At 55.2% G+C, this 24,415-nt stretch carries 22 protein-coding genes; 6 read left to right on the top strand and 16 right to left on the bottom strand.

Annotation, left to right across the window (positions count from 1 at the left end; all coding sequences use genetic code 11):
- Positions 1-71 precede the first annotated feature (71 nt).
- The 3 genes from betA to betI form a co-directional block, all read right to left on the bottom strand.
- The gene (gene betA / locus AAZT04_RS03535) at positions 72-1,739 is read right to left on the bottom strand and encodes a choline dehydrogenase (RefSeq protein ID WP_046374096.1); all 1,668 of its coding nucleotides are present in this window, start codon (positions 1,737-1,739) and stop codon (positions 72-74) included.
- 219 nt (positions 1,740-1,958) lie between these two features.
- Positions 1,959-3,431, bottom strand: a complete 1,473-nt coding sequence (gene betB, locus AAZT04_RS03530; RefSeq protein ID WP_020825952.1) for a betaine-aldehyde dehydrogenase — start codon at positions 3,429-3,431, stop codon at positions 1,959-1,961.
- Positions 3,432-3,451: 20 nt separating this feature from the next.
- Positions 3,452-4,048 (bottom strand): transcriptional regulator BetI, encoded by a 597-nt coding sequence (gene betI / locus AAZT04_RS03525; RefSeq protein ID WP_048761613.1) that lies wholly within the window; start codon positions 4,046-4,048, stop codon positions 3,452-3,454.
- 413 nt (positions 4,049-4,461) lie between these two features.
- On the opposite strand from betI, the gene AAZT04_RS03520 reads away from it, so the two are divergent.
- Complete coding sequence (locus tag AAZT04_RS03520) at positions 4,462-6,501, top strand: choline transporter (protein ID WP_020825950.1); 2,040 nt, start codon at positions 4,462-4,464, stop codon at positions 6,499-6,501.
- Between the two features lie 47 nt (positions 6,502-6,548).
- Here AAZT04_RS03520 and AAZT04_RS03515 read toward each other — a convergent pair whose 3' ends face one another.
- The 4 genes from AAZT04_RS03515 to AAZT04_RS03500 all read right to left on the bottom strand — a co-directional run bounded on the left by AAZT04_RS03515 (position 6,549) and on the right by AAZT04_RS03500 (position 8,879).
- Entirely contained in the window at positions 6,549-7,019 is a 471-nt protein-coding gene (locus AAZT04_RS03515; protein WP_046374100.1) for a YkgB family protein, read from the bottom strand.
- Between the two features lie 70 nt (positions 7,020-7,089).
- Positions 7,090-7,410 (bottom strand): pentapeptide MXKDX repeat protein, encoded by a 321-nt coding sequence (locus AAZT04_RS03510; protein WP_046374101.1) that lies wholly within the window; start codon positions 7,408-7,410, stop codon positions 7,090-7,092.
- Between the two features lie 58 nt (positions 7,411-7,468).
- The gene (locus AAZT04_RS03505; RefSeq protein ID WP_048761602.1) at positions 7,469-8,257 is read right to left on the bottom strand and encodes a molybdopterin-dependent oxidoreductase; all 789 of its coding nucleotides are present in this window, start codon (positions 8,255-8,257) and stop codon (positions 7,469-7,471) included.
- 10 nt (positions 8,258-8,267) lie between these two features.
- A complete protein-coding gene (locus AAZT04_RS03500; RefSeq protein ID WP_048761600.1) occupies positions 8,268-8,879 on the bottom strand; it encodes a cytochrome b/b6 domain-containing protein in 612 nt (203 codons plus the stop codon).
- Positions 8,880-9,029: 150 nt separating this feature from the next.
- On the opposite strand from AAZT04_RS03500, the gene AAZT04_RS03495 reads away from it, so the two are divergent.
- Together AAZT04_RS03495 and AAZT04_RS03490 are read left to right on the top strand one after the other, a co-directional pair.
- Positions 9,030-9,743, top strand: a complete 714-nt coding sequence (locus AAZT04_RS03495; protein WP_020825945.1) for a response regulator transcription factor — start codon at positions 9,030-9,032, stop codon at positions 9,741-9,743.
- 3 nt (positions 9,744-9,746) lie between these two features.
- Positions 9,747-11,213 carry a sensor histidine kinase gene (locus AAZT04_RS03490; RefSeq protein ID WP_020825944.1) on the top strand — a complete coding sequence of 489 codons (1,467 nt, stop codon included), beginning with the start codon at positions 9,747-9,749 and terminating at the stop codon, positions 11,211-11,213.
- Between the two features lie 7 nt (positions 11,214-11,220).
- Here the strand turns inward: AAZT04_RS03490 and AAZT04_RS03485 are convergent, their stop codons facing one another.
- From AAZT04_RS03485 to AAZT04_RS03445, 9 genes are all read right to left on the bottom strand, one after another.
- Positions 11,221-11,928, bottom strand: coding sequence for a fimbria/pilus periplasmic chaperone (locus AAZT04_RS03485; RefSeq protein WP_048761595.1), 708 nt, complete (start codon positions 11,926-11,928; stop codon positions 11,221-11,223).
- Positions 11,897-13,531, bottom strand: a complete 1,635-nt coding sequence (gene ecpD, locus AAZT04_RS03480; RefSeq protein WP_434678970.1) for a fimbrial adhesin EcpD — start codon at positions 13,529-13,531, stop codon at positions 11,897-11,899. Before ecpD ends, AAZT04_RS03485 begins: the two co-directional genes overlap by 32 nt.
- Positions 13,521-16,046 (bottom strand): CS1-pili formation C-terminal domain-containing protein, encoded by a 2,526-nt coding sequence (locus AAZT04_RS03475; RefSeq protein WP_314725651.1) that lies wholly within the window; start codon positions 16,044-16,046, stop codon positions 13,521-13,523. The genes ecpD and AAZT04_RS03475 overlap by 11 nt, the downstream gene beginning before the upstream one ends.
- 79 nt (positions 16,047-16,125) lie before the next feature.
- Entirely contained in the window at positions 16,126-16,794 is a 669-nt protein-coding gene (locus AAZT04_RS03470) for a hypothetical protein (RefSeq protein ID WP_020825940.1), read from the bottom strand.
- Positions 16,795-16,873: 79 nt separating this feature from the next.
- Complete coding sequence (gene ecpA, locus AAZT04_RS03465) at positions 16,874-17,461, bottom strand: common pilus major fimbrillin subunit EcpA (RefSeq protein ID WP_020825939.1); 588 nt, start codon at positions 17,459-17,461, stop codon at positions 16,874-16,876.
- 464 nt (positions 17,462-17,925) lie between these two features.
- Positions 17,926-18,555 carry a LuxR C-terminal-related transcriptional regulator gene (locus AAZT04_RS03460; RefSeq protein WP_261138507.1) on the bottom strand — a complete coding sequence of 210 codons (630 nt, stop codon included), beginning with the start codon at positions 18,553-18,555 and terminating at the stop codon, positions 17,926-17,928.
- Between the two features lie 205 nt (positions 18,556-18,760).
- Positions 18,761-19,600 (bottom strand): winged helix-turn-helix domain-containing protein, encoded by an 840-nt coding sequence (locus AAZT04_RS03455; RefSeq protein WP_046374108.1) that lies wholly within the window; start codon positions 19,598-19,600, stop codon positions 18,761-18,763.
- Between the two features lie 531 nt (positions 19,601-20,131).
- Entirely contained in the window at positions 20,132-21,556 is a 1,425-nt protein-coding gene (locus tag AAZT04_RS03450) for a heavy metal sensor histidine kinase (protein ID WP_115059443.1), read from the bottom strand.
- A complete protein-coding gene (locus AAZT04_RS03445) occupies positions 21,553-22,224 on the bottom strand; it encodes a heavy metal response regulator transcription factor (protein WP_020825935.1) in 672 nt (223 codons plus the stop codon). The genes AAZT04_RS03450 and AAZT04_RS03445 overlap by 4 nt, the downstream gene beginning before the upstream one ends.
- 140 nt (positions 22,225-22,364) lie before the next feature.
- On the opposite strand from AAZT04_RS03445, the gene AAZT04_RS03440 reads away from it, so the two are divergent.
- From AAZT04_RS03440 to AAZT04_RS03430, 3 genes are read left to right on the top strand one after another with little or no spacing between them, the layout of a single operon-like run.
- Entirely contained in the window at positions 22,365-22,991 is a 627-nt protein-coding gene (locus AAZT04_RS03440; RefSeq protein WP_046374110.1) for a hypothetical protein, read from the top strand.
- Between the two features lie 14 nt (positions 22,992-23,005).
- Positions 23,006-23,614, top strand: a complete 609-nt coding sequence (locus AAZT04_RS03435) for a cytochrome b/b6 domain-containing protein (protein WP_048761578.1) — start codon at positions 23,006-23,008, stop codon at positions 23,612-23,614.
- Positions 23,604-24,371 (top strand): molybdopterin-dependent oxidoreductase, encoded by a 768-nt coding sequence (locus tag AAZT04_RS03430; protein WP_020825932.1) that lies wholly within the window; start codon positions 23,604-23,606, stop codon positions 24,369-24,371. The genes AAZT04_RS03435 and AAZT04_RS03430 overlap by 11 nt, the downstream gene beginning before the upstream one ends.
- Positions 24,372-24,415 lie beyond the last annotated feature (44 nt).

Here is a 24,415-nt window from a genome sequence, read left to right as displayed (position 1 = left end):
GGGGAAGGACATTGGAGAGGGGGTTGCTTGCTACAGCGGCCCTCCCCCTCAACGGCGAGAGGGCATGTGGGTTATGGCTTACGCGCCGGGGCGTCGCCGGCCACGTAATAGTCGGCAGTGCTACGCGGCAACGGCGTGCGCTGGCGAATACGATCGGCAATCTTCTCGGCGATCATGATGGTGGTGGCGTTCAGGTTACCGGTGATGATCAGCGGCATAATGGACGCATCCACCACCCGCAGGCCTTCCATACCGTGCACTCGCCCTTGCCCATCCACCACCGCCATCTCGTCTTCGCCCATTTTGCATGAGCAGGAAGGATGGAAGGCGGTTTCGGCATGCTCACGCACAAAAGCGTCCAGCTGTTCGTCGGTCTGCACTTCTGGCCCCGGGCTTATCTCGCGGCCGCGGTATTCGTCCAATGCAGGCTGCGCCATGATTTCGCGCGTGATGCGAATGGCATCGCGGAACTCCTGCCAGTCCTGTTCGGTCGCCATATAGTTGAACAAGATGCTCGGATGTTGGCGCGGATCCTTCGATTTCACCTGCACCCGGCCACGGCTCGGGGAGCGCATTGAACCGACGTGCGCCTGAAAACCGTGCTCTTTCACCGCGTTGCTGCCGTTGTAGTTAATCGCCACCGGCAAGAAATGGTACTGAATGTTCGGCCAGGCGAACTCTTCGCGGCTGCGGATAAAGCCACCGGCTTCAAACTGGTTGCTGGCGCCCACGCCGGTGCCGTTGAACAGCCACTCTGCGCCGATCTTCGGCTGGTTGAACCATTGCAATGCCGGGTACAACGACACCGGTTTTTTACAGGCGTATTGCAGGTACATTTCCAGATGGTCCTGCAAGTTCTCGCCCACGCCGGGGAGATCGTGCACCAGATCGATGTCCAGGCGGTTCAGCAGCGCCGCTGGACCAACGCCGGAACGCTGCAAAATCTGCGGCGAGGCAATCGCCCCGGCACACAGCAACACTTCACGACGCGCACGGGCACTGGTGATTTGGTTACTTTCGCCCTGCAAGTAGTCAACGCCCACCGCACGCTTACCCTCGAAGCGGATGCGGTCGGTCAACGCGTGAGTGACAATCTTCAGGTTTGAACGGGAACGAGCCTGATCCAGATAACCCCGAGCGGTGCTGGCGCGACGGCCTTTCGGCGTGACCGTGCGATCCATCGGGCCAAAGCCTTCCTGCTGGTAGCCGTTCAGGTCATCAGTACGCGGATAACCCGCCTGCACACCGGCCTCCACCATTGCGTGGAACAATTCGTTATTACCGGCTTTCGGCGTGGTCACGCTGACCGGGCCGTCGCCACCGTGATAATCATTAGGCCCGATATCGCGGGTTTCCGCCTTGCGGAAATATGGCAGGCAGTCCAGATAACTCCAGTCCTCCAACCCCGGTGCTTTTGCCCAGTTGTCGAAGTCCATCGCGTTGCCGCGGATGTAGCACATGCCGTTAATCAGTGATGAGCCGCCCAGCCCTTTACCCCGGCCACACTCCATGCGGCGGTTGTTCATGTGCGGCTCAGGATCGGTTTCATACGCCCAGTTGTAACGACGGCCCTGCAGCGGGAATGCCAGCGCGGCCGGCATCTGGGTGCGAAAATCCATCCGATAATCCGGGCCGCCGGCTTCCAGCAGCAATACGCTAACATCAGCGTCTTCGGTTAAACGGGTGGCTAAAACGTTACCGGCTGAACCGGCACCGATAATGATGTAATCGTATTCCATACATTATCTCCTAAATATTCGTATGCCTGAATGATGCGAATGGCTTGAATATCGCATGCTGAATATATCCAGGCAGTTTTGGATGCAAGAAAGGATTATCCCCTATGGATTTCGCGTTACAGCTAGGCGGCAAGGGCGTGGAACCCCAGGAGTCAAGTAAGTGACTGGGGTCCGCGTTCGCAGCCAACAACGCTGTAGCTTGAAAGACGACGGGGATATTTAAAAGATGGAAATATATTCGCCCAGCTCGACTTGTACCGATTTGACCTGGGTGTAATGTTCCAGCGTACTGAGGCCATTTTCACGGCCGACGCCAGACTGCTTGTACCCGCCGACCGGCATTTCCGGCGCCGATTCACCCCAGGTGTTGATCCAGCAAATGCCGGCCTCCAACTGGTGGATCACCCGATGCGCCCGGGTCAGATCGTTCGTCACTAAACCGGCAGCCAGGCCGAAGGTGGTGTCGTTCGCACGGCGTACCACTTCTTCTTCGCTGTGGTAAGTGAGAATGCTCATTACCGGCCCAAAGATCTCTTCGCGCACGATCTCCATCTCGTCACCGCAGTCGGTAAATACCGTCGGCGCCACATAAGCCCCTTTGGCGTATTCCCCCTCAGTCACACGTTCGCCGCCGCACAACAGGCGAGCGCCGCTTTTCTTGCCGCTTTCGATGAAGCGTAATACCGACTCCATATGCGCGAAGCTGACCAGCGGGCCGAAGTTGGTTTGTGGATCGGTAGGATCCCCCAGGCGAATGCGCTTAACGCGCTCGAGGATTTTGGCTTCGAACTCGGCCTGCAACGCTGCGGGGACAAATACTCGAGTCCCATTGGTGCACACCTGGCCGGAGCTGTAGAAGTTGGCCATCATGGCGATATCGGCGGCGCGATCCAGGCAGGCGTCGTCAAAAATAATCAGCGGGGATTTGCCACCCAGCTCCATGGTGACTTCTTTCAGCGTCGAACCTGAGGCGTTAGCCATCACTTTCTTACCGGTTTTGACACCGCCGGTGAAGGACACCTTGGCAATGCCGGGATGATCGGTCAGGTACTGGCCGACTTCTGCGCCGCTGCCGGTGACCACGTTGAATACGCCGTCCGGCAAACCGGCTTCGGTATAGATTTCCGCCAGCTTCAGCGCCGTCAGGGAAGTGACTTCACTGGGTTTGAAGATCATCGCGTTGCCTGCTGCCAGTGCCGGTGCGGATTTCCACAGGGCAATCTGGATCGGGTAGTTCCAGGCGCCAATACCGGCCACCACGCCCAGGGGCTCACGACGGGTATAAACAAAGGCGCTGTCACGCAGCGGGATCTGCTGGCCTTCGATCGCCGGGATCAGACCCGCATAATATTCCAATACGTCGGCACCGGTAACGATATCCACCGCAGTGGTTTCCGACATGGCCTTGCCGGTATCCAACGTTTCCAGCGCAGCCAGTTCGTCGTTGCGTTCGCGCAGAATATCCACCGCACGGCGCAGAATACGAGAACGTTCCATCGCCGTCATCGCCGCCCACACTTTCTGTCCGCTGGCTGCACTGGCCACCGCACGGTTGACGTCTTCAGCGCTGGCGGACTGGATCTCGGCAAGCACTTCACCGTTCGCCGGGTTAACCGCGTTGAAAGTTTTTCCATCGGTACTGTCTACATAGGCACCATTAATATAGAGCTTCTGTAAGCCAAAACGGGACATAGGTTCTCCTTGGGTTATCCTCAGGGTGGCGTTTGCCCCCGGAGTTGAAACGTAATGTATTCGGTCGTGAGCGCGATCGCCTGCGTCTGGTTGAACGCCGCGCCGCGCAACGCACTGCGCAGCCACAGGCCGTCAATCAGTGCTGCCAATCCTTTGGCTGCCAGTCGCGCCTGCGCCTTGGGCAGTTGGCGACTAAATTCGGCACACAGGTTGGAATACAGCCGACGGCCGTTCACCTGTTGCAGCCGATTAAGCTGCGGCTGGTACAAGCTGCTGGCCCAAAACGCCAGCCAGGTTTTCATCGCCGCACTGTTGATCTGGCTGTCGTCGAAGTTACCGGCGACGATCGCCTGCAGCCGTGATGCCGGGCTCTGGTCGCTTAACGCCTGTAGCCGCAGCTTCACCGCCTCGCCCAAATGGCTAATCAAATAGCGCATAGTGGCTTCCAGCAGGCCGTTCTTGTCCTTGAAATAATGGCTGATGATGCCGTTGGAAACTCCGGCCCGCCGCGCTATTTGCGCGATGGTGGCGTCATGCATTCCCACTTCGTTCACCGCGGCCAGCGTGGCATCTATCAACTGCTGCCTTCTGATTGGCTGCATTCCTACCTTTGGCATAATTCGACTCTCACAAAACCGACTTCGGCCTCGTCTCAGCAGCGGGATTTCACGCCCTTTTCACCTGCTGAACTTGGTCTTCATGCTCACTATTAAACTTTTTTTTGATTGAACGTTCAATAAAAATTGCATATATTTTATTACCGCTTGGTTACAAATATGTACTTTTCGGTTGTGGAACTGGCTGATTTTTGTGAGGTATTTAACGAATCTGACCAAAATCAGTGTCTGTAAGCGGTTCCCACCACGAAACGATTTTCTGTTTCGTTAACAAGCAAAGCGGCAATCTTTGGCAAGCAGAATAGCGATTGCCGCGGCTTTATATCCGCACTTTTCCGGACGGCGCCGATGCGTCCGTTCAGGCTGGTGTGTGGGCACGATTTTACTCAGTTGTTAAAAAACAGAGGAAGACGATGACAACACGCGAAACCTCCTCAAAACCACAAAAGGATGGCCTTAATCCGGTGGTTTTCTTTACCTCGGCGGGGCTGATTCTGGCCTTCTCGCTGATGACCATCTTTTTTACCGATTTCTCCGGGCGATGGATCACCCGCACCCTGAATTGGGTTTCAACCACCTTCGGCTGGTATTACCTACTGGCCGCTACTCTGTACATCGTATTTGTGGTGTTTATCGCCGCGTCGCGCTTCGGTTCGATCAAGCTCGGGCCAGAACAGTCGAAACCCGAATTCAGCCTGATGAGTTGGGCAGCGATGCTGTTCGCCGCCGGCATCGGCATCGATCTGATGTTCTTCTCGGTCGCCGAACCGGTGACGCAATATATGATGCCACCGGAAGGCCAGGGCCAGACGATGGAAGCCGCCCGCCAGGCCATGGTGTGGACACTGTTCCACTACGGGCTGACCGGCTGGTCGATGTATGCGCTGATGGGCATCGCCCTCGGCTACTTCAGCTACCGCTATAACCTGCCGTTGACCATCCGTTCGGCGCTCTACCCGATTTTTGGTAAACGCATCAACGGCCCGATCGGCCACAGCGTAGACATAGCGGCCGTGCTGGGCACTATCTTCGGCATCGCCACCACGCTGGGTATTGGCGTAGTGCAGTTGAACTACGGGCTGAAAGTTCTGTTCCACATTCCGGAAAACCTGACGGTTCAGGCCGCGCTGATCCTACTTTCGGTGATCATGGCGACCATTTCGGTGACCTCAGGCGTTAACAAGGGCATCCGCATTCTGTCCGAACTCAACGTGCTGTTGGCGTTGGGACTGATCATGTTCGTGCTGTTCTTCGGGGATACCGAATTCCTGCTCAATGCGCTGGTGCTCAACGTTGGCGACTACGTTAACCGCTTTATGGGAATGACCCTTAACAGCTTCGCCTTCGATCGTCCGGTAGAATGGATGAACAACTGGACCCTGTTCTTCTGGGCCTGGTGGGTTGCCTGGGCGCCGTTTGTCGGCCTGTTCCTGGCGCGTATTTCGCGTGGGCGCACCATCCGCCAATTTGTAGTCGGTACGCTGATTATTCCTTTCGTGTTCACCCTGCTGTGGCTGTCGATTTTCGGCAACAGCGCGCTGTATCAGATCATTCACGGTAACGCCGCTTTCGCGCAGGAAGTAATGCAGTATCCAGAACGCGGTTTCTACAGTCTGCTGGCTCAGTATCCGGGCTTCACCTTCAGCGCCTCGGTGGCAACCATCACTGGCCTGCTGTTCTACGTCACGTCGGCGGATTCAGGTTCACTGGTTTTGGGTAACTTCACCTCGCGTCTGAGCGACATCAACAACGATGCGCCCAACTGGCTACGTATTTTTTGGTCAATAACCATTGGCCTGCTGACCATCGGCATGCTGATGACCGATGGCGTGCCCGCGTTGCAAAAAACCACGGTGATCATGGGCCTGCCGTTCAGCTTTGTGATCTTCTTCGTGATGGCCGGATTGTATAAGTCATTGCGGGTGGAGGATTACCGCAAAGCCAGCGCGTTGAACACCAGTGCGCCAATGCCGGTGTCCAGCAATGACGTGCTCAACTGGAAACAGCGCCTGTCGCGCGTAATGAATTATCCTGGCACGCAGTACACGCAGAAAATGCTGGATACCCGTTGCCGACCGGCGATGCAAGAAGTGGCGCGTGAGCTGGAACTGCGCGGTGCCAAAGTGGAATTCAGTGAGGTACCGCCGACCGAAGATGAACGTTTGAGCCATCTGGAGCTGCTGGTTCATCTGGGCGAAGAGCAGAACTTCATCTACCAGATCTGGCCACAGCGTTATTCGGTGCCGGGCTTTACCTATCGCGCCCGCTCCGGCAAGTCGCATTACTACCGGTTGGAAACCTTCCTGATGGAAGGCACCCAGGGCAATGACCTGATGGATTACAGCAAAGAACAGGTGATCGGCGATATTCTCGATCAGTATGAGAAACACCTGAACTTTGTGCATATCCACCGTGAGGCACCGGGCAATACCCTGACCTTCCCGGATATGTGATCCGTTCATCATGGCCAAAAGGCGCAGTTTAAAAACTGCGCCTTTTTTTACGGTATATCGTCAGGCAAGTCGGCTTTTAGCAGCAGTATCGAACCCGCCAATAACACCAGATCCTTTAGCAGAAAGCTGGTGGCACCCCCCATCGCCGGAAAGCCACCGGCCGAAGCTTCCCAGGCACCCGGAGTGGAGAAGATCAGCGTCAGGGTCGTCAGATAAGTCAGCGTCGATCCCACCGCCCCCAATAACCCCAAACGTCGCGACCAAAAACCGGCCAGCAGCAAAAGACCAAAGCTCCACTCGGCAACCCCTAACGCATAACTGGCACCGCGAATGCCAAACACATCGTGCATCCAGGCCAGCAGCGGGCTATTACCAATCAGAGGCACCAGCCCCTGCGCTTCATAATCAAACCACTTGGCATAGCCGAAAGCGGCGAAGATCACCACCAGCGCCAGCCGCATAAAGGCCACGTCCCAGTTCGAGCGCTTAAAGCGCTGCAGCCACATTGTCTGAACCATCGTCCCTCCCGTTGTACTTGCCCGCAGCCGGGATTAAACCAGCGACCATCCGGCTGCGGGGCGCGGCGGCTTACTGCCCCATAGCGTCTTTTTGCATAGCGTCTTTACTCATACTGTCTTTCTTCATGCCGTCATGCTTCATGGCGTCTTTACCCATGCTGTCTTTCTTCATGCCATCATGTTTCATGGCATCTTTGCCCATGCCGTCTTTCTTCATGCAATCCTTGCCCATACACTCTTTTTTCATGCCGTCTTTGGCCATACCGTCGTGCGACATCTGGCTCATGCCGTCTTTTTTCATCGCGTCTTTGCCCATGCTGTCGGCGGCATTGGCACCGAGGGAACCTAACATCAACGCGCTACACATCATTACTGCGAATAACTTTTTCATGGTATTTCCTTTTCTCATTTAAAAAGCACCTGTGTGCCGGGGATAGTTGGGGCCGTCGTTAGCTGCCGCCAAACCAGTTGTAACCTTGATCTTCCCAGTAGCCGCCGGGAAAGCGGTTGGTGATCTCTATGACCTGAATATGTTTCGGGTTCTTGTAGCCGAGTTTGGTCGGCATGCGCAGCTTCATCGGATAGCCGTATTTACGTGGCAGGATCTGGCCATCGTAAGTCAGCGCCATAATGGTTTGCGGATGCAGCGCCGTGGCCATATCGATGCTGGTGTAGTAGTCGTCGGCGCATTTGAAGCTGACATAGTTGGCGCTCAGGTCCGCGCCAATCGCCTGCAGAAATTGCGCAAAGGGTACGCCCCCCCACTTACCGATGGCGCTCCAACCCTCAACGCAGATATGGCGCGTCACCTGGCTGATTTGCGTCATACTGTGCAATTGCGGCAAGGTCCACGGCTGCTTATTCAGCACTAACCCTCTGACCTCCAGCCGATAATCCTCGCCATTGATATCCGGCGCCTCTTCCTCGGCGTAAAACGCGTTGAACGGGAACGGACGAGTAATCTGCGACTCGGCATACACCGGTGCCAAATGGTCGGCGTTAAACAGCCACCCCTGCACCCGATCGTTAAAGCGCGAGATACGGCTCAACGCCTGTTCCACATGGGTGTTGTCGCTAAGATCACAGCCGGTGAGCATCGCAATGCCACCCAGCGTCAACCCGTTACGCAGAAAACGGCGGCGTGAAGAGGAGGTCAACTGGCGCGCCAGCAACTGCTGTGCTTCCCTGACAATCTCCCGGCCTTCACTCAGGCTGATAAGGGGTTTATCTGTTTTCATCGGGTTCTCCTTAACGTCCACGCAGCATGGCCAACAGCGTGCGTGGTACCAGCGCCACCATGACCAGGTGCACTACTACAAACCCCACCAGCGCCGACATGGCGTAAAAGTGGATATAACGTGCCGCTTCATAGCCGCCGAGTAATTCGCGCAGCAGCGGAAATTGCACCGACTTCCACAACACCAGGCCAGACATCACCATCACTACGCCTGCCACCATCACAAACAGATAAGCAGCTCGCTGCACCATGTTGTAATGACGCAAATCGCTATGACCGAGTTTGCCCCGCAGCGCCGCCAGCAGATCGCTCAACAAGGCTTTTGGGCTGAGCGGCCAAAATTTACGTTTCAGACGGCCGCTGAACAGATTGATCAGCAGATAACACAACCCGTTGATCCCAAAAAGCCACATGCCGGCGAAGTGCCATTGGAGCGCCCCACCCAACCAACCGCCCAGCGTCAGCTCATTGATAAAACTGAAGTTGAACAGCGTGGAAGCGTTGTAGATGCGCCATCCGCTGGTGACCATGATCAGCATCGCCAACGCATTCAGCCAATGCGTCAGGCGCAGCCACAGCGGGTGGATCAGTGCGGGTTTCTCCGGCGTAATGGACATGGCCATGACGTCTCTCCTGACGGTGGCGGTTTCGATGGGCTGAGTATCCGTCCGATTTGTTCCCCAAGACCTCACGCAAAGTTAAATAAAATGTGATAACTCAGGCTCCGGTGGTTGTGTAGACTTCACTAAGGCCTGGCAATCAGCGGTGAGAGAATGGAAAAGCCAAAGAAAATTTTAATCGTCGAGGATGACGGCAATATCGCAGAGCTGCTGCAGTTACATCTGCGCGACGAGGGTTATGACATCAGCCATGCCGCCGATGGCAATCTGGGGATGGCGATGCTGGAACAGGGCGGCTGGGACGCATTGATCCTCGATTTGATGCTGCCGGGGATCGATGGGCTGGAGATCTGCCGCCGTGCGCGCAACATGACGCGCTACACGCCGATCATCATCACCAGCGCGCGATCCAGCGAGGTACATCGCGTGCTGGGGTTGGAACTCGGTGCCGACGACTATCTCGCCAAACCCTTTTCGATGCTGGAACTGGTGGCCAGGGTTAAGGCACTGTTTCGTCGTCAGGAAGCCATGAGCCGCAACCTGAAAATGGACGCCGGCACCTTGAGCTTTGACGGCCTGACCATCGATCCGATTGCGCGTGAAGTACTGTTGAATCATCAAGCCATCGACCTGACGCCGCGTGAATTCGACCTGCTGTATTTTTTTGCCAAACACCCCGGCAAGGTCTTTTCCCGCTTGAGCCTGCTCAATCAGGTGTGGGGATATCAGCACGAAGGCTATGAGCACACCGTGAATACCCACATCAACCGGCTGCGCATCAAGATTGAAAGCAACCCGGCGGAACCCGAGCGCATCCTCACCGTGTGGGGTATGGGCTACAAATTCGCGGCAGCGCCGCAAGAGTGAATCATGAAAAACCTTACGTTAACGCAACGTCTGACCCTGATCTTCGCACTGCTGATGGTAGTCAGCTGCGCCATATCCGGCTGGATGCAGGTGCGCAGCAGTACCCAGTACAGTCAGGCGGTGATCCAGCGGTTGTCCGGTAATCTGGCGCAGCACATTGCCGACAGTAACCCGCTGTTGGGGCAAAACGGGCTGAACGCCCCCTCGGTTCACAGCCTGTTCGATCAACTGATGGCGGTAAACCCCAGCGTTGAGGTCTACCTGCTCGACAAACAGGGCAATATCATTGGCAACGCCGCGCCGGCCGGCCACCTGAAACGCCAGAAAGTGGATTTGCTGCCGCTGCAGGCCTTGTTCGATGGCGCCAGCATGCCGGTTTACGGCGATGACCCGCGCAACCCGAATGCCAGAAAAGTGTTCAGCGCCGCACCGCTGAAGGTCAATGGCCAGGTTGAAGGCTATTTGTACGTGGTGCTGCTGGGCGAAGACTACGACGCGCTGGCCAGCAACGCGCTGTTTAGCTCTGCGGTTTCCATGGCGCTGTGGTCATCGGGCCTGATGGTGCTGTTCAGCCTGTTGGCCGGCGGATTCGCGTTCTATTGGGTCACCCGGCCAATCCGTCGTCTTACGCGTCAGGTCAGCGAGCTGGACAGCGGCGGCATCGCTGCGGTACAGGCCTATGCCGCGCTGCCGGTCGACGCCGCCGGACGCGACGAGGTCAGCCGACTGCAGCAAGCCTTCAACAGCATGGCGCAACGCATCGCCTTACAGTGGCAGTCGCTTTCACAGCAGGACCAACAGCGCCGCGAGTTTATCGCCAATATCTCGCACGACCTGCGTACCCCGCTGACTTCGCTGCACGGCTACCTGGAAACGCTGTCGGTAAAATCCGCCAGCCTGAGTGAAAACGATCGCCAACGCTATCTGGAGATCGCGCTGGCGCAGAGCCGCAAGGTTGGTCGGCTGGCGCAGGAGCTGTTCGAGCTGGCACGGCTGGAGTATGGCGTGGTGAAACCGCAGAAAGAGCCGTTCTCGCTCAGCGAGCTTGTGCAGGATGTGTTCCAGAAGTTCGAGCTGGCAGCCGAGGCTCGCCAGCAACGGTTGCTGGCTGATATCGCCCCAGGCATTCCATTGGTGTTCGCCGATGTCAGCATGATTGAACGCGTGTTGACCAACCTGCTGGACAACGCTATTCGTCACACGCCACAGGGGGGCGAGATTGAAGTGCGGCTCTGGCAGCAGGCAGGCAAGGTGCTGGTTCAACTTAACGACAGTGGCCCCGGTATCCCACAGGAGCTGCGCGCCGATCTGTTCGTTCGCCCTTCTATTCTGAGCAGCGCGCGTCGCCACGCCAGCGGGCTGGGATTGATGATCGTGCGGCGCATTTTGTTGCTGCACGACAGCGATATCCAACTGATCGAACAACCGCAACGCGGTGCCTGCTTCCGCTTCTCAATCCCGCTGCGTTAGCGCGTTATTATTCGTTGAGGCAGCTTTTATCGATGCTGATAAATTTGTCGTTATAGATAATAAATTTCTGCCCTTTCTGGCGAATACCGGCATGAGTCAAAGTATCGCCAGGACGCAGGTATTCGGTTACCCCTTCTTCGTCGGTACTGTCGCAACCGGGCTTGATCAACAGCTTGAAGTAGGTGTTGCCGGTATTGGTGACGGTGCCGCGCTGTGAATCGAGCCGATAGGCAAAATTGGTCTGACGTGGCCGCACCACCAAAATGGTGTCCATTACCACGATTGGCTCCAGCGTCACGCCAGTCGCCTTTTGCCCTGCGGGATCGAATAAGCGGGTCGGAATTTCTCGGAACGATACCCGGTAATAGCGTTCGCGGTTATCCTGCGGCCCGCGGTAAAAGAACTTGTAATATTCGCTCTGTCCCGCCTGCAGTTGGAGTTGACGAGGGGCAAACAGCAGTTCGCCATCGGCCGGTTTGCTCCGCGTTTCGCTATCACCCGGTCGATCAATGGCTCGCAGCGTCACCTGATAAATACGCGCGCTGCGGTTATTGTTCAGCACCCGCTTGGCGGTGAAGGATTGGTCCTGATCCATGGCGAACGTCAGGGTGCCAACGTTAATCGCGCTGGCATAAAATGGCAGGCACAATAGCCCGAGCAGCAAGCTTCTCACAGCCTTTCCCCTAGTTAATGTTGCGCCAGGTGGCTTCAACATGGATCTCCCCGGCGGCGCTAACGTCGCCGTACCAACCATTACCTTCAATCGTCCTCAGTGAAATCGGGTTATTCATCGGGATACTGAATTTCACCCGTGTTTTGTTTAACACCCCTACCTCGCCGGAAATGTCATTCCACGGCGTACTGCTCCATAACGCATTCGTCATGTCATGCCACTGCCCGTCGCAGCCGGCGTCATAATCCTGCTGCCCGTTGGTGCTGGTAGTGATGCTCAGCGTCGCCGGGAACGGTACTTTGGTGCTGTTATCCGCCGAGGAAAAAATGCAGTAGCTTCTGCCGCTGAGGGCCTGTGTCGGGCCGGTGGCCATGACTCTCACCTCATCGGCAGCGGTTTTACCACTGGTGGTAACAATATAAGTAAACTCCAGTGGTGGCTCACCCGGTCCAACGTAACCTTCACGATGAGGGGTATTGTCATAGTCGTCAGAAATAATGCTAATGCTGAAATCGCGCGGTTTAATAATCAGCTGGTTTGAGGTGGAAAACTCATACCAGCCGGACTCCGGCGACGTGGTGTTCTGGAAGCGGAAGTTAATCAGGTCGCGAGTGCCACTGTCGGAGATCCCCAGCTTCACCATCTGCTTAAAGAAGTTGCTGGCGAAAAAGACGTAGATGGCATTGCTGCTTTTCAGCTCGTTAAAGGTGTAATAGCTGCCGGTACCGGAAGTGTTTTTCCAGGTGTTGCCGTTCAGACTGAACTGCAGGTCGGCGGCGTTGACCGCCGAGGACAGCGCCGCATGGTTAATGGCCGGGAACACGTGAATTGAGGTATTGCTGACGCTGCCATCGGTCTGCAGATCGTAGCTGACCATTTTGCACATGATGCCGGCGCGCGCACCGATAGTCTGGTTTTTACAGTCGGCATTCCCCTCACCGATGATCGGCACGCCGTCGCTGTTAACAAACACTTCCGATACCGCGTTGGTGTTGATAAAGCGCAGATGCGCGGCCTTGCTGTGGGTCACGGTGCGTTTGTACCAATTACCGCTGGCCTGGTTCTGGCACCGTCCCCCAGCGCCGGCATCATAAGTGGCCGAGGTCTGGCAGCTGTTAATCTGCATGCTGAATGCATCGCCGGGGGCCATCTGCTGCAAATATTGGTAGAAACTCGGCGACATCATGCCGTGCATCCATTTTGCGCCGCCCGGCGTCACCACCGCACCATAAAACCCTTTTTCATCGGTGCTTTGCGGTAGGATCAGGCTGGTGTCCATATTACAGCCCGCATACCAGTTAATGCAGCGCAGGCCGAGGAACGGATTTTTTATCGGGGCATTTTCCAGCCACATGTCAAAGCGGTTGTTCGCTGACAGGCCGGTGTTATAACCATTGTCCACATAGCCCAGGCTCTGCTGATAAATGGTGCCGGAGCCGCCGTATTTCAGGCCGGTCCATTTATTCGCACCGGTCATGCGCGGATCCAGCACCCCGGACGGCGTAACGAAAAAGTTGTCGTCGGCGTTGTTTTCAACGAACACGAACTTCACGGTCGCGGCGTTTGGCCAGTTGTTAACGGTAACCGCCGCACGCAACGGCAGGGCTACCCACAGCATAAGCAGCAGCGCAGTTTTAGCCTTCATTGATCGTATCTCCTGCCTGCATATTGTTGCCGGCATAGGTTTTCAGCCCGGTACAGACCACGTCACCGACCCACACGGCGCCCTGAGCCTTGCTCAGATCCAGATCCACTTCGCAGCTCTGGTTACCGCTATGCGTAAAGTCGATAACCGGGAATTTCTTATCGACATCCATAATGAATTCGCCTTTGTCATCGGTGCGGGTGCGCCCGATATGGTTTTTGATATAGGCGTTGGCCAGCAGCGTGCCGTCTTCAGCCTTGATGCGACCGAACACCGTCACCATCTGTTTAATTTCTGGCGTGATCACCGCCACGTTACCCGGATACAGCGTCAGCTTGCTCTTGCGTTTGGTGACGATATCGAAGCTTTCCGCCGAGTTTTTATTGTTCATCAACTCCACTTCGTACTGACCGTACGGCGACAACGGCACATAGTTTTTATTGCCGGTCAGCTTGACCGTCCGTCCGTCGACCCGGGCGGTCAGCATGCCGTCGTTTTCAATACCGGTATTAAAGATGATGCCTGCATTGCCTTCGCTTCTGCCGCTGACCGCAATATCACGCCCCTGCCAACCCACGCTGCCGCTGGCGGACAGGCTTGAGTTGACGTAACCGTCGGCGGAGCTGCTGACGTTGACCGTACCGGCGGAATATTTGGTATCAAAGCGCGCGTATGCACCGCCGTTAAGGCTGTTATCGCCGTTGGTGTCGCCGGATATCGCCCGCGACAGGTTGGCGCCGAGGGTGCGGATCGGCCCGTTTTGAATATCCTTGCGCGCCGCCAGGTTAGCCGTGGTATAGCCGTTTTGATTGGAAACTCCTGCGCTAAGCCAATTGCCCATCGGCAAAGAGAAGTCCAGCGCAATATATTTACCGGTATTTGCGCTGTAGCCACCGTTGTTATAGCGCTGTATGCCAGCGCGTACGCCCAGCGTACCAAAGCGGCCGGTAAACACATTTTGATAATAATCGGCGTTATAGTAATGACTGTTGTTCTTCTTATCGTCGTTGTAGCTGAGACTCAGGCTACCCAACGGCGACCATAGCGCACCAAAATTCATCGTGCCGCCGATGGCACGGTTATATGCATCGTTTTGCAGCAGTTTGTCGCCAATCGAGGTTTTTTCCTGATTGATCCACACACTGCTGAAACCGCCAGGCAGAGCTGCGCTGACGCTGTTAACCAGGCTCCATGAGCTGTCGGAGGCCGCCATGTTCTGCAGGTTGAACTGAATCGACTCGGTGAGCGGTACGCTGATGCGGCTTTCACCGACCGCGTTGCTGTCAAACGAATAGCCGGACAGCGCCCAGTTGAGCCTGTTTACGTTGCCGGTAGCAGAGGCACCCAGCAGATAAGAATCTTTCGCCGGTCGCTGACGTTGGTTATCACCGCGCCAGTCGTCCATACGGATCATTCCGCCCCAAAACTGCCAGGCCAGCGGCGCATTGGCACCACGATTGGGGCTGAACAGTTTGTTCACCCGCTGCATGCGCTTATCTACCACCTTGCCGTTGACCACCACTTCGACTTCGACGTCATAAATGCCGTAAGGCAAGTTACCGGTATCCACTTCATGGTTACCCATGGCAAAATTTTGTACGCTGAGCAGCCGCCCTTCACGCGACAAGTGCACTTCCCCCGCCGATGGAAAAAATGCCACGATCGGCGTCAGCGACTGGCTGTTATCAAAAACGGTAGAGTTGGCACGGTTACCGTAGGACAGGCCGTAGATCTTGCTGGAGTTGATGGTGGTGACCGGTCCCAGCGACTGCAGGTTCCAGCTGTCGAGCATACCGGCGGCAAAGCGGCGGCCGGCAAAATCGCGCTCGTACATCGCCTTATACAGCGTAGCGTTTTCGTCGCCGCTGCCGATGCCGTAAATCGAACCGTTCACTTCCATGTGGTGCTCGCGCAGAGCGGTAACGCTGTTGAGTGACAGGTAACTGGAAGTGTTGCCCTCGCTGGCACGGGTGCGGTTATCGTAAATACCAAGGTTATAGTCCAGCGTGCTGCTGACGGCATTGACGCTCGACGCGCCAATGTCGCTGGAGCGCGCGCGGAGCAGGGTTCCCATCGCGGACGCTTTCACCACCAGCTGTAAATTGAGCTGGCGGAAATCCAGCGCCAGCCAGGCGTCGGGCGCCAGCGCAATACGCTGCTGCCGATCAAATGCGGCCTCCTGCAGCGCCTGCAGCTGTTTGATGGTTTCCGCAGTCAGCGGTGTCCCCTCGTCACCCTCTTCCAGGGTAATTTGGCGAATTTTTAGTTGGTCGTTTTCGAGGTACAAAAAGGCATGGCCAATACGGCGGTCGTCTTTTACACCGCTGTTTTTTTCAAAGTGCAACAGCAAGGGGATGCTCATGCCTTCACGCAACGCCAAGCTGAAGGTCTGGGGGATCAAGACGCCATCAATCTGGGTCAGTCCGGCAGCCATCGTCGTCTGACCCGGCAACAGCACGGCAGGAAGCACAAGCGCGCCGGCGGCAAGCAGGGTTTTCAACAACACATCATCCAGCGCACCTTTCACATCCACTCCTTGAATTCTTGTTATGAGTTCCATTCCGTATAGGCTTTGCCGTGGGTTACGCAGTCCGTTATTTCACCGGGATAAACTGGTCGCCATGCCACAGCGCAACGCGACCCTTCTTGTCGCTGACGTCCACCTTGCTGAAAGCTCGAGCCTTGCCCGGCATGACGAAATAGTTTTCCTTGCAGTCATTCCCCTCTTTCTTGTCGCGGCAATTACCATAGGCCACCACCTTAAAGGTGGCGTTGCCGGTGTTTTTGATCTGGCCGTCGGCAAACTGATAGTCGAATTGGTCCTGCCGTGGCGCCACCACCAAAATGGTGCCGATACGTGCCGATGTGGTGGCAACCGCGTTGCGTTTAGCCGAGTTTTTCCCCACATCGCTCAACGCCTGATCGAACCAGACAATGCGGTAATACCGTTCCTGGTTGTCGCTGGGGCCTTTGTAATAGAAACGGATCACGTCGCTGGCGTTGGCCGGCAATATCAGGCTGGCCGGCGACAGTAACATTTCATCTTTACTGCCCATCGGGAGCACCGTGCCGGACTCCAGCGGGCTGGAAATTCGCTCGATCTTGATATTCACCAGACGACCGCTGTCGGTGGTGTTCTTGATTTCTTTACTCAGACGCGCGCTATCGCTGTGCATGAACGAGCTGATCTCACCGACGTCGAGCGCGAAAACAGGTTGAGACAGCGATAGCAACAGGCAGGCGGCGAGAGAGAGTCGTTTCATAACGGTATTCCAGTGACGTTCTTCAGCGGGGTGGAATAAGCAGGGGATTGCCCCCTGCTCTAAACCAGCAACTCGGGGATTACGCAGTCCAGGTGGCGTTGAATTCCACGCTCACATCACCGCTCCAGATACCTTCCGGCAGGGTGCTGAAGTCGGTGACCGCAGTGGTACCGTCAGAGGTGGCGCCAATAATGGTGAAAGTAAACTGATCTTGTGCGCTGGTGCGGACAGCCTGATTGTAAGCGTTGGATAACGCACTCAGGTTGCCACCCAAAATGCCGGCAGAGGTGTCGATCATGGTGGTTTCCGCCGTTTTCTCTACCGCTGCGCCGTTGTAGTTCACGCCGACATTCAGAGTTGAGCCAGAGGTATCCAACTGAGTCAGGGTGTTTGAAACCAGTTTAGAAGTCAGTTTGAAGGCAGTTGCAGTGGCATCCCCTTCTACGGTCACGTCAAACAGACCTTTCTGGCTGTTGAAACCCTTGATGCCTTCCGCATAGTTGAAAGACAGGCTGCCGATTGGGGTAACAACCAGTTTGCTGGTGGTGTCTTTCTTCGCGGTAGCAGACCAGGTAGCCAGCGCCTGAGCGGTAACGTCGGCGGCTTGAGCAGTGCTGACCGCAGCGAAGGCGGAAATGATTGCCAGAGCCAGTGTAATTTTCTTCATGGTAAAACTCCCTTCAACTTTAAATATGATTGTGCGTCCATTAGCCTGACGTGCCTTAATCAGTCACTTGCATGAGTGCTTTTAGCCAGTCTGCTTGACGGAGAAAAGAGTAACCGCATCAAATCAAAAAAGAACCATTAACTACCAATGGTCAAATATTTAGATTTTTATTCTTACTTTAATGTTTATTTTGCTGCCAGTAAGTTAAAAGGGCCATGTAATGATGCTACAGGGAACAAAACACCTATTGTTTTCACCCCCTCTAAAACCGCGTTAACGGTATATAAAACGCACTATTGCGTCAGCACATAAATAAGGGCGACAGGTTTATTTTTGTAGGATGTTTAATTTGATGCAGATCAATTCATCTGGGTGGCTGGCAGGAAATAAAGGGATAAGCGCTTGGAACGAGAAAGTATTAAACCGCCGGCGCGGCGTGTGCCATTACAACCGACGGCGAATTTTTAGGCCGGGTGTTGAGTCCTGAATGCCAAAATCAGGTGCATAAACCCTGCTTGATTAAGCCTCAGCTTACGCATGATATTCAGCTTATGGCTACTGACCGTTTTACAACTGCGATGGGTAATACTGGCGATATGTCGCGGATTGGCGCCGGCGATCATCATCGCCAATATTTGCCATTCGCTACGGGACAAGGGCTCTACCGTGGATATCAACGCTTCCTGAATCGCGGGACTACGGTAACTTACCCCCGTGCCGACAGCATCAATGGCCTGATACAGGCAATCCAAGGGATCGTCTTTGGCCACCAGGGATAAATGCGTTTGAGCAGCCAGAATGGTCAATATGCTGGCATTGGTCACTTCAGTAAATATGATCAGTGGCGTCTTGGGCCAAATATCCTTTATCGTCAGGATGAAATGTAATACATCATACAAACTCTCACTTTCATTATACAGCTCCATTATGAGGATTTGTTTCTCATTCTCCTTTAACCCTGCCTCCACTGCCCTGATGCTGTGCACAAATTGGTAGTGTATGGGTTCGGTTCCAATAAGTGCCCGTAATCCTTTTCTCACCCAGGGGTTGGGTTCGAAAAAGAGAATGTCCTCCCTGAAAGAGATATTTTTCATAATCTATTACCATAATTAGGTATCACAAAAGCGGTTGGCGCGGAAATGCAAGGCAGCGCCGGCGAGCAAAATATAAGGCTTGCATCGAATAAATGCTGCATTATTAACCATGTGGTGAAAATTAAGTATTTAATATCAAGACAATAAAGATTGGTGGCATATTCCTTTCCCCCGGGGTGGCGTTCATCCTGACACCGATTGATGATTAATTAAGAATTGCGGCGTTGTCGCTTTCGAGTCCAGAGCAAATCTCTACCCGATGTTCACGTAAAATGCGACAGCGCAGAAAAAACAGGCGGGAAATGCCCGAAATGTAAGAACGTACCTGATTGCTGCGTACTACCAACAGGAATTCGTCACCGCTGCACTCTGCCGTTTGCGGGCCCGCATAGGCCAGAATGTCGCGACTTAGAGCAGCACTGACGGCAGCTGAGGCGCCCGGCATCGACATAAACACCTTACAACTGCTGACTTTGCCCAGATAGATTTCTTGCCGGGAAACCGAACCGGTGAGATAGGTGGTAATGCCAACCGCCAGCATAATTACCCCCAATGCCACTACGCTGACTATCGCCCACCAGCGCCGGGAATACCCGGTATAAACCGCTTCGGCTGCGGCTGAAGAGCCTGACGAAGGCGCGATTTCCGCTTGAACCGGCGCCGGTGGAGGGGAATTTATATCTCCATTTACGAAGCGATCTTCCGGCCCTTCGCAAGACTCCACCATAATTTCATATCGCAGCATAAAACCGACCTTGGGGACGGTGACAATCACCTCGTCCTCAATGCCCAGATTTTTAATAACCCGACGTAATTTACTCACACATTGGTTAAGATTATTGTTGCCTGACACCATGCCATAATCATCCCAAACCTTCTTGAATATTACCTCCCGCCCCACTGGCTCGCCATGATGCGTAATCAATAGCAGCAGTAACCGCTTCGACGGATTGGAAATAGAGATGGGATCGTCAGGAAACTCTGTCAGGCTCATGGTTCCCGTATCCACGTCAAAAATGATGTGGTCATTAATTCTATATTTCATTTTTCACAGGTTTCACTCTAGGATTATTTATCGCCGGCGTTAAATGTTAATAGAATATTAAGCAATATTTAATCAGATTAATTAGCCAACCTTAGCCACTGACCCTTCTGAAAATCAATTAACGCCACAAAGTAAATATTTCTCACCTTATCATTTTTGATATAAGAATTTTCTCATATGCCATAACCAAAGATTATACAAACATCCACATCATTGATATATTTATATGTAAAAGATCTTAAAGTTAGTTTTTTGTTTTGTAAATTACCGCCTTTAAGCTGAAAATTCTCGTCATTCCTTTAATGCAAGCAATTTTAATAACAACGTAACGAAGGGTGAATTTTGCCAAAAGGGGTCGCCGCCAAAAAACCGGGCCTAGGCCGCAACATTGCCCTAATTCTGGTCAGAATTAATCTTTTGATCCGGAGGTGATTGGGTTAGCCCAGCGGTAAATGAAAGTAAATAGTTTCGACCAGGCCGGATAAACGGATTTGGCCGCCCCAGCCAATCAAATCCGACGTGGGAAATAGGCTATTCTTGCGCGGGGAATATCAGGCTGAAGGTGATGCGAGCAGTATTTTCCTCGACAACACAATGGGCGTGCGCTGTGCCGCCATGCAGTGTCATGATCGCACGGACGATCGCCAGCCCCAGTCCGCTGGCATGGCTGCCGGAACTGCGGGCGGCATCGGCACGATAGAAGCGGTCGAACAACTTGTTCAGATGCGCCGGGAAGATCGGCGGGCCCTGATTAATAACCAGTATCGCCAGCCCACCATCGGCCTGACTGACAGCCTGCAGCTGTACCTGACTGTTTTCATCGGCATAGCGTACCGCGTTGGAGACCAGGTTACTCAATGCGCGCTGAAACAGCATAGCATCCGCCATCCATTGCCCTTCTCCCTGGCAGACCAACGTAATGCCGCGTTCTTCCGCCAAACCTTCGAAGTAGTCAGCCACCCGTTGCAGCTCTTGTGCCACATCAAGCCGCTGAGGGTTCAACACCGCTTGCCCTTCGCCGGCGCGCGCCAGAAATAGAATATTTTCCACCATACGGGAAATACGCTCCAGCTCCTCCATGTTGTTCGACAACAAGGTTTCATACTCTTCCACACTGCGCGCCTGATACAGCGCTACCTGACAGTGCCCCATCAGTGCCCCTACCGGCGTGCGGATTTCATGGGCCAAATCGGCGGAGAATTGCGTCAGGCGCAGATAACCTTCATTCAGGCGATCCAACATGGCGTTGAACGAACGGGTCAGTTGCTGCAATTCCTTCGGTACCCCGTGCTCGCTCAGGCGAGTCGACAGCGTGTTCGGGGTGATCACCGCCGCCTGCGCCGCCATTCGCCACAGTGGCTGCAGTCCGCGGCGCATCACCCAGTACCCCAGCAATGCAATCAGAATAAATGCCACCGCGACGGCGGCGACGATCCGCCAGAGATAACGCGCCAGCATCTTCTGCTCATTGACCATCACATGGGCAGCCGAGATTTGCAGCAGGTTACCGTCCTCCAGCCTGACCAGTGCCGATGCGGCACGCAATGGCACTCCTTGAGCGGTCACTCCGCCTTGAACCGCGCTCAAGCGCTGCGGCGTGCCGACCGGCGTCGGGCTCACCGGTGGCAGGATCAACCTCGCCGGATTCACGTTGATTAACGGTTTTTTCCCCGGCTGCTGAAAAATCAGCACGTCCTGTTCGTTACCCAGCATATTTTCGAACAGGCCGGTATTCGCCGTCAGACGCTCCAACGGAAAACGCTGACTCAGCAAATTGCGGTAATACTCCACCCGGCCGGTAACCTGCAAATCGCTACGGGTAGTCATCTCCTGACGCATTGCACCGTACAGGTAGCCGCCCGCGCCGCTAACCACCAGAGCCGCCACCAGCGCAAACAGCATGGCGCTGCGCAACGTCAGTGACAAGACGCGCCAACGCTGGATCACGGCCTTCATGAACGCGGTTCGCAAACGTAACCGATACCACGCACGCTGTGGATCAGCTTGACCTCGAACGGCCGGTCAATCTTGGCACGCAGCCGCTTGATGGCGACATCCACCACGTTGGTATCGCTGTCAAAGTTCATGTCCCAAACCTGGGAGGCGATCATGGTGCGTGACAACACCTCCCCCTCACGTCGCACCAACAGGTGCAACAACATAAATTCTTTATTGGTCAGCGCGATCACCTGCTCCTGCCGCACCGCTTTACGGCGCAGCACGTCGAGCTGCAGGTCGGCTATCACATAGTGATCGGCTTCACGTACCGTGCCACGCCGCAGCAAAGTGCGCAGACGCAACACCAGTTCCGTAAAGGAGAAGGGCTTAATCAGGTAATCATCGGCACCCAGTTCGAGGCCATGAATGCGATCCTGCACCCCATCTCGCGCGGTCAGAAATAGAATGGGCACATCACTTTTCTTGCGCAGTACCTCAATAATCTGCCAGCCGTCCAGCCCCGGCAACATTACGTCCAGCACGATAGCGTCATAGCCGTGTTCCAGTGCCCGAAACAGGCCGTCGGTGCCGTTACGTGCCAAATCGACGCTGTACCCCGCCTCTCCCAGCCCCTTTTTCAGGTAATCACCCGTGCTGATGTCGTCTTCAACCACCAGTATTCGCATTATCGCCACCTCATGACTCTTGCGGAAATACTAGCAGTTCTGGCGGACATTCTTGATGACATTAATGTCATCAAACGGACATGGTGCTGTCCCCGGTGTTCAACCATGCTTAACCGGCAACCTAAACAAAGGAGAACCTTATGATTACCCGTCATCGTTTTGCCGGTTTACTGCTTTCCACTCTCATGCTGTGCAGCGGTGCGGCCGCCGCAGCGCAAACCCCAGGCAAGGTGATTGCCCCGCTGCGTGGCGTTATCGATCAGGTGAGCGACACCAGCCTGCAGGTCACCGATCGCAAAGGGGAAAAGGTCAGCGTCAAGCTCAATGACCAGACCCGAGTGCTGAGCGTGTCGAAGGGCACGCTGGATGATATCAAGCCGGACAGCTTTATCGGCACCGCTGCCGTACCGCAGCCGGACGGCTCTTTGAAAGCGTTGGAAGTGCACGTGTTCGCAGCCAGCCTGCGTGGCACCGGCGAAGGCCACTCGGCCTGGGAATCCGCCGACGGTAAGGTCGACACCATGACCAACGGCACCGTGGGCAAACTGGTGAAGTCCAACGGCCGCACCCTGACCGTGACCTACGGCAACCAGCAGAAAACCGTTAACGTGCCGGAAGATGTGCCGATCGTCACTCTGGATCCCGGTGACCGCAGCCTGTTGAAACCGGGTGCGCATATCGTGTTGTTCTCCGCCACGGACGATAAGGGCGAACGCGTCGCTACCCGCATATCTGCCGGCAAAGACGGTACCGTTCCACCGATGTAATTCAGGAGTGCATGATGAAAAGCAACGCGCCGCGGCCGGTGCATCGCTGGCCGGTCCGCCTGACCCATTGGATTAACCTGTTCGCCATGGTCTGCATGTTCATGAGCGGCTGGGAAATCTATAACGCTTCGCCGCTGTTCGGCTTCCGCTTTCCGCCGCAAGTCACGCTCGGCGGCTGGCTGGGCGGCGCGATCGGTTGGCATCTGGCGGTGATGTGGCTGCTGGCCTGCAACGCGCTGTGTTATGTCTTGTGGAGCCTGTTCAGCGGCCACTTGCGGCGCGATCTGCTGCCGCTTGGCCTCGGCGCGCTGCGGCGCGATATCTGGCAAGCCGTGACGCTGCGGCTCAAACATCAGCATGGTCATTACAACGCCATTCAAAAACTGATGTACCTCGGCGTACTGTTTCTGGGGCTGCTGCTGGTGCTCTCCGGGCTAGCCATTTGGAAACCGGTGCAGTTACAAGGTTTGGTTAGCCTGTTCGGCGGCTTTGACATTGCGCGTTACGTACATTTTTTCGCCATGGCAGGCATTGGCTTATTTGTGGTGATTCACCTGCTGATGGTGATTATCGTGCCGCGCACGCTGTGGGCAATGATAACGGGTGGCAAACATGACGGATAAAAAACAACGCCCCATGGCACCGGGGCTGGAACCGGCACAAAAGAAACAGCTGGTTAATTTGCAGCGCCGCCTGATGCTTCGCTCCGGCCTGACGCTGGGTGGCGTCGCCATGCTGACCGGCTGCAACCTACAGGACGGTGACCAGGTGGATAAAGTGCTGTGGGCAATGTCCCGCTGGAACGATCGGGTGCAAGCCTGGCTGTTCAACGGCCAAAAGCTGGCGCAGACCTACCGTTCGGATCAGATTACCCATCCGTTCCCGTTCAACGCGTATTACCCGGAATACAACGTTCCGGAAGTGGATCTCGCCAGCTACCGGCTGGAAGTCTCCGGTAAAGTAGAAAAAAAGGCCCCCTGGACGCTGGAGCAACTGCAACGCCTGCCGCAGCAAAGCCAGATAACCCGGTTAATCTGCATCGAGGGCTGGAGCGCCATTGGCCAATGGGGTGGCGTGCCGCTGCGCAATTTCCTGCAGCACATCGGGGCGGATCTGAACGCCCGTTATGTCGGATTCAAATGCGCGGATCGTTACTATTCCAGCATCGATATGGCCACCGCACTGCATCCACAAACCATTCTGGCGCTGGATTTCGGCGGCAAGGCGCTGCCGGCCGATTACGGTTACCCGCTGCGGCTGCGGGTGCCGACCAAGCTGGGCTTCAAGAACGCCAAACATATCGCCGCCATTTTCGTCAGCGATACCAATCCCGGCGGTTACTGGGAAGATCAGGGCTATAACTGGTTCAGCGGCATTTAATTTCTGCGTAGCGCTGCGCACAGAGCTCACCCCCGCTGGTGCAT

Origin of the sequence: Serratia sp. Je.1.23.a (genome assembly GCF_051129805.1) — a bacterium.
Taxonomy (GTDB): domain Bacteria; phylum Pseudomonadota; class Gammaproteobacteria; order Enterobacterales; family Enterobacteriaceae; genus Serratia; species Serratia liquefaciens.
Note: the sequence above shows the minus strand (reverse complement) of the source record. Positions and strands in the feature narration are given on the sequence as shown.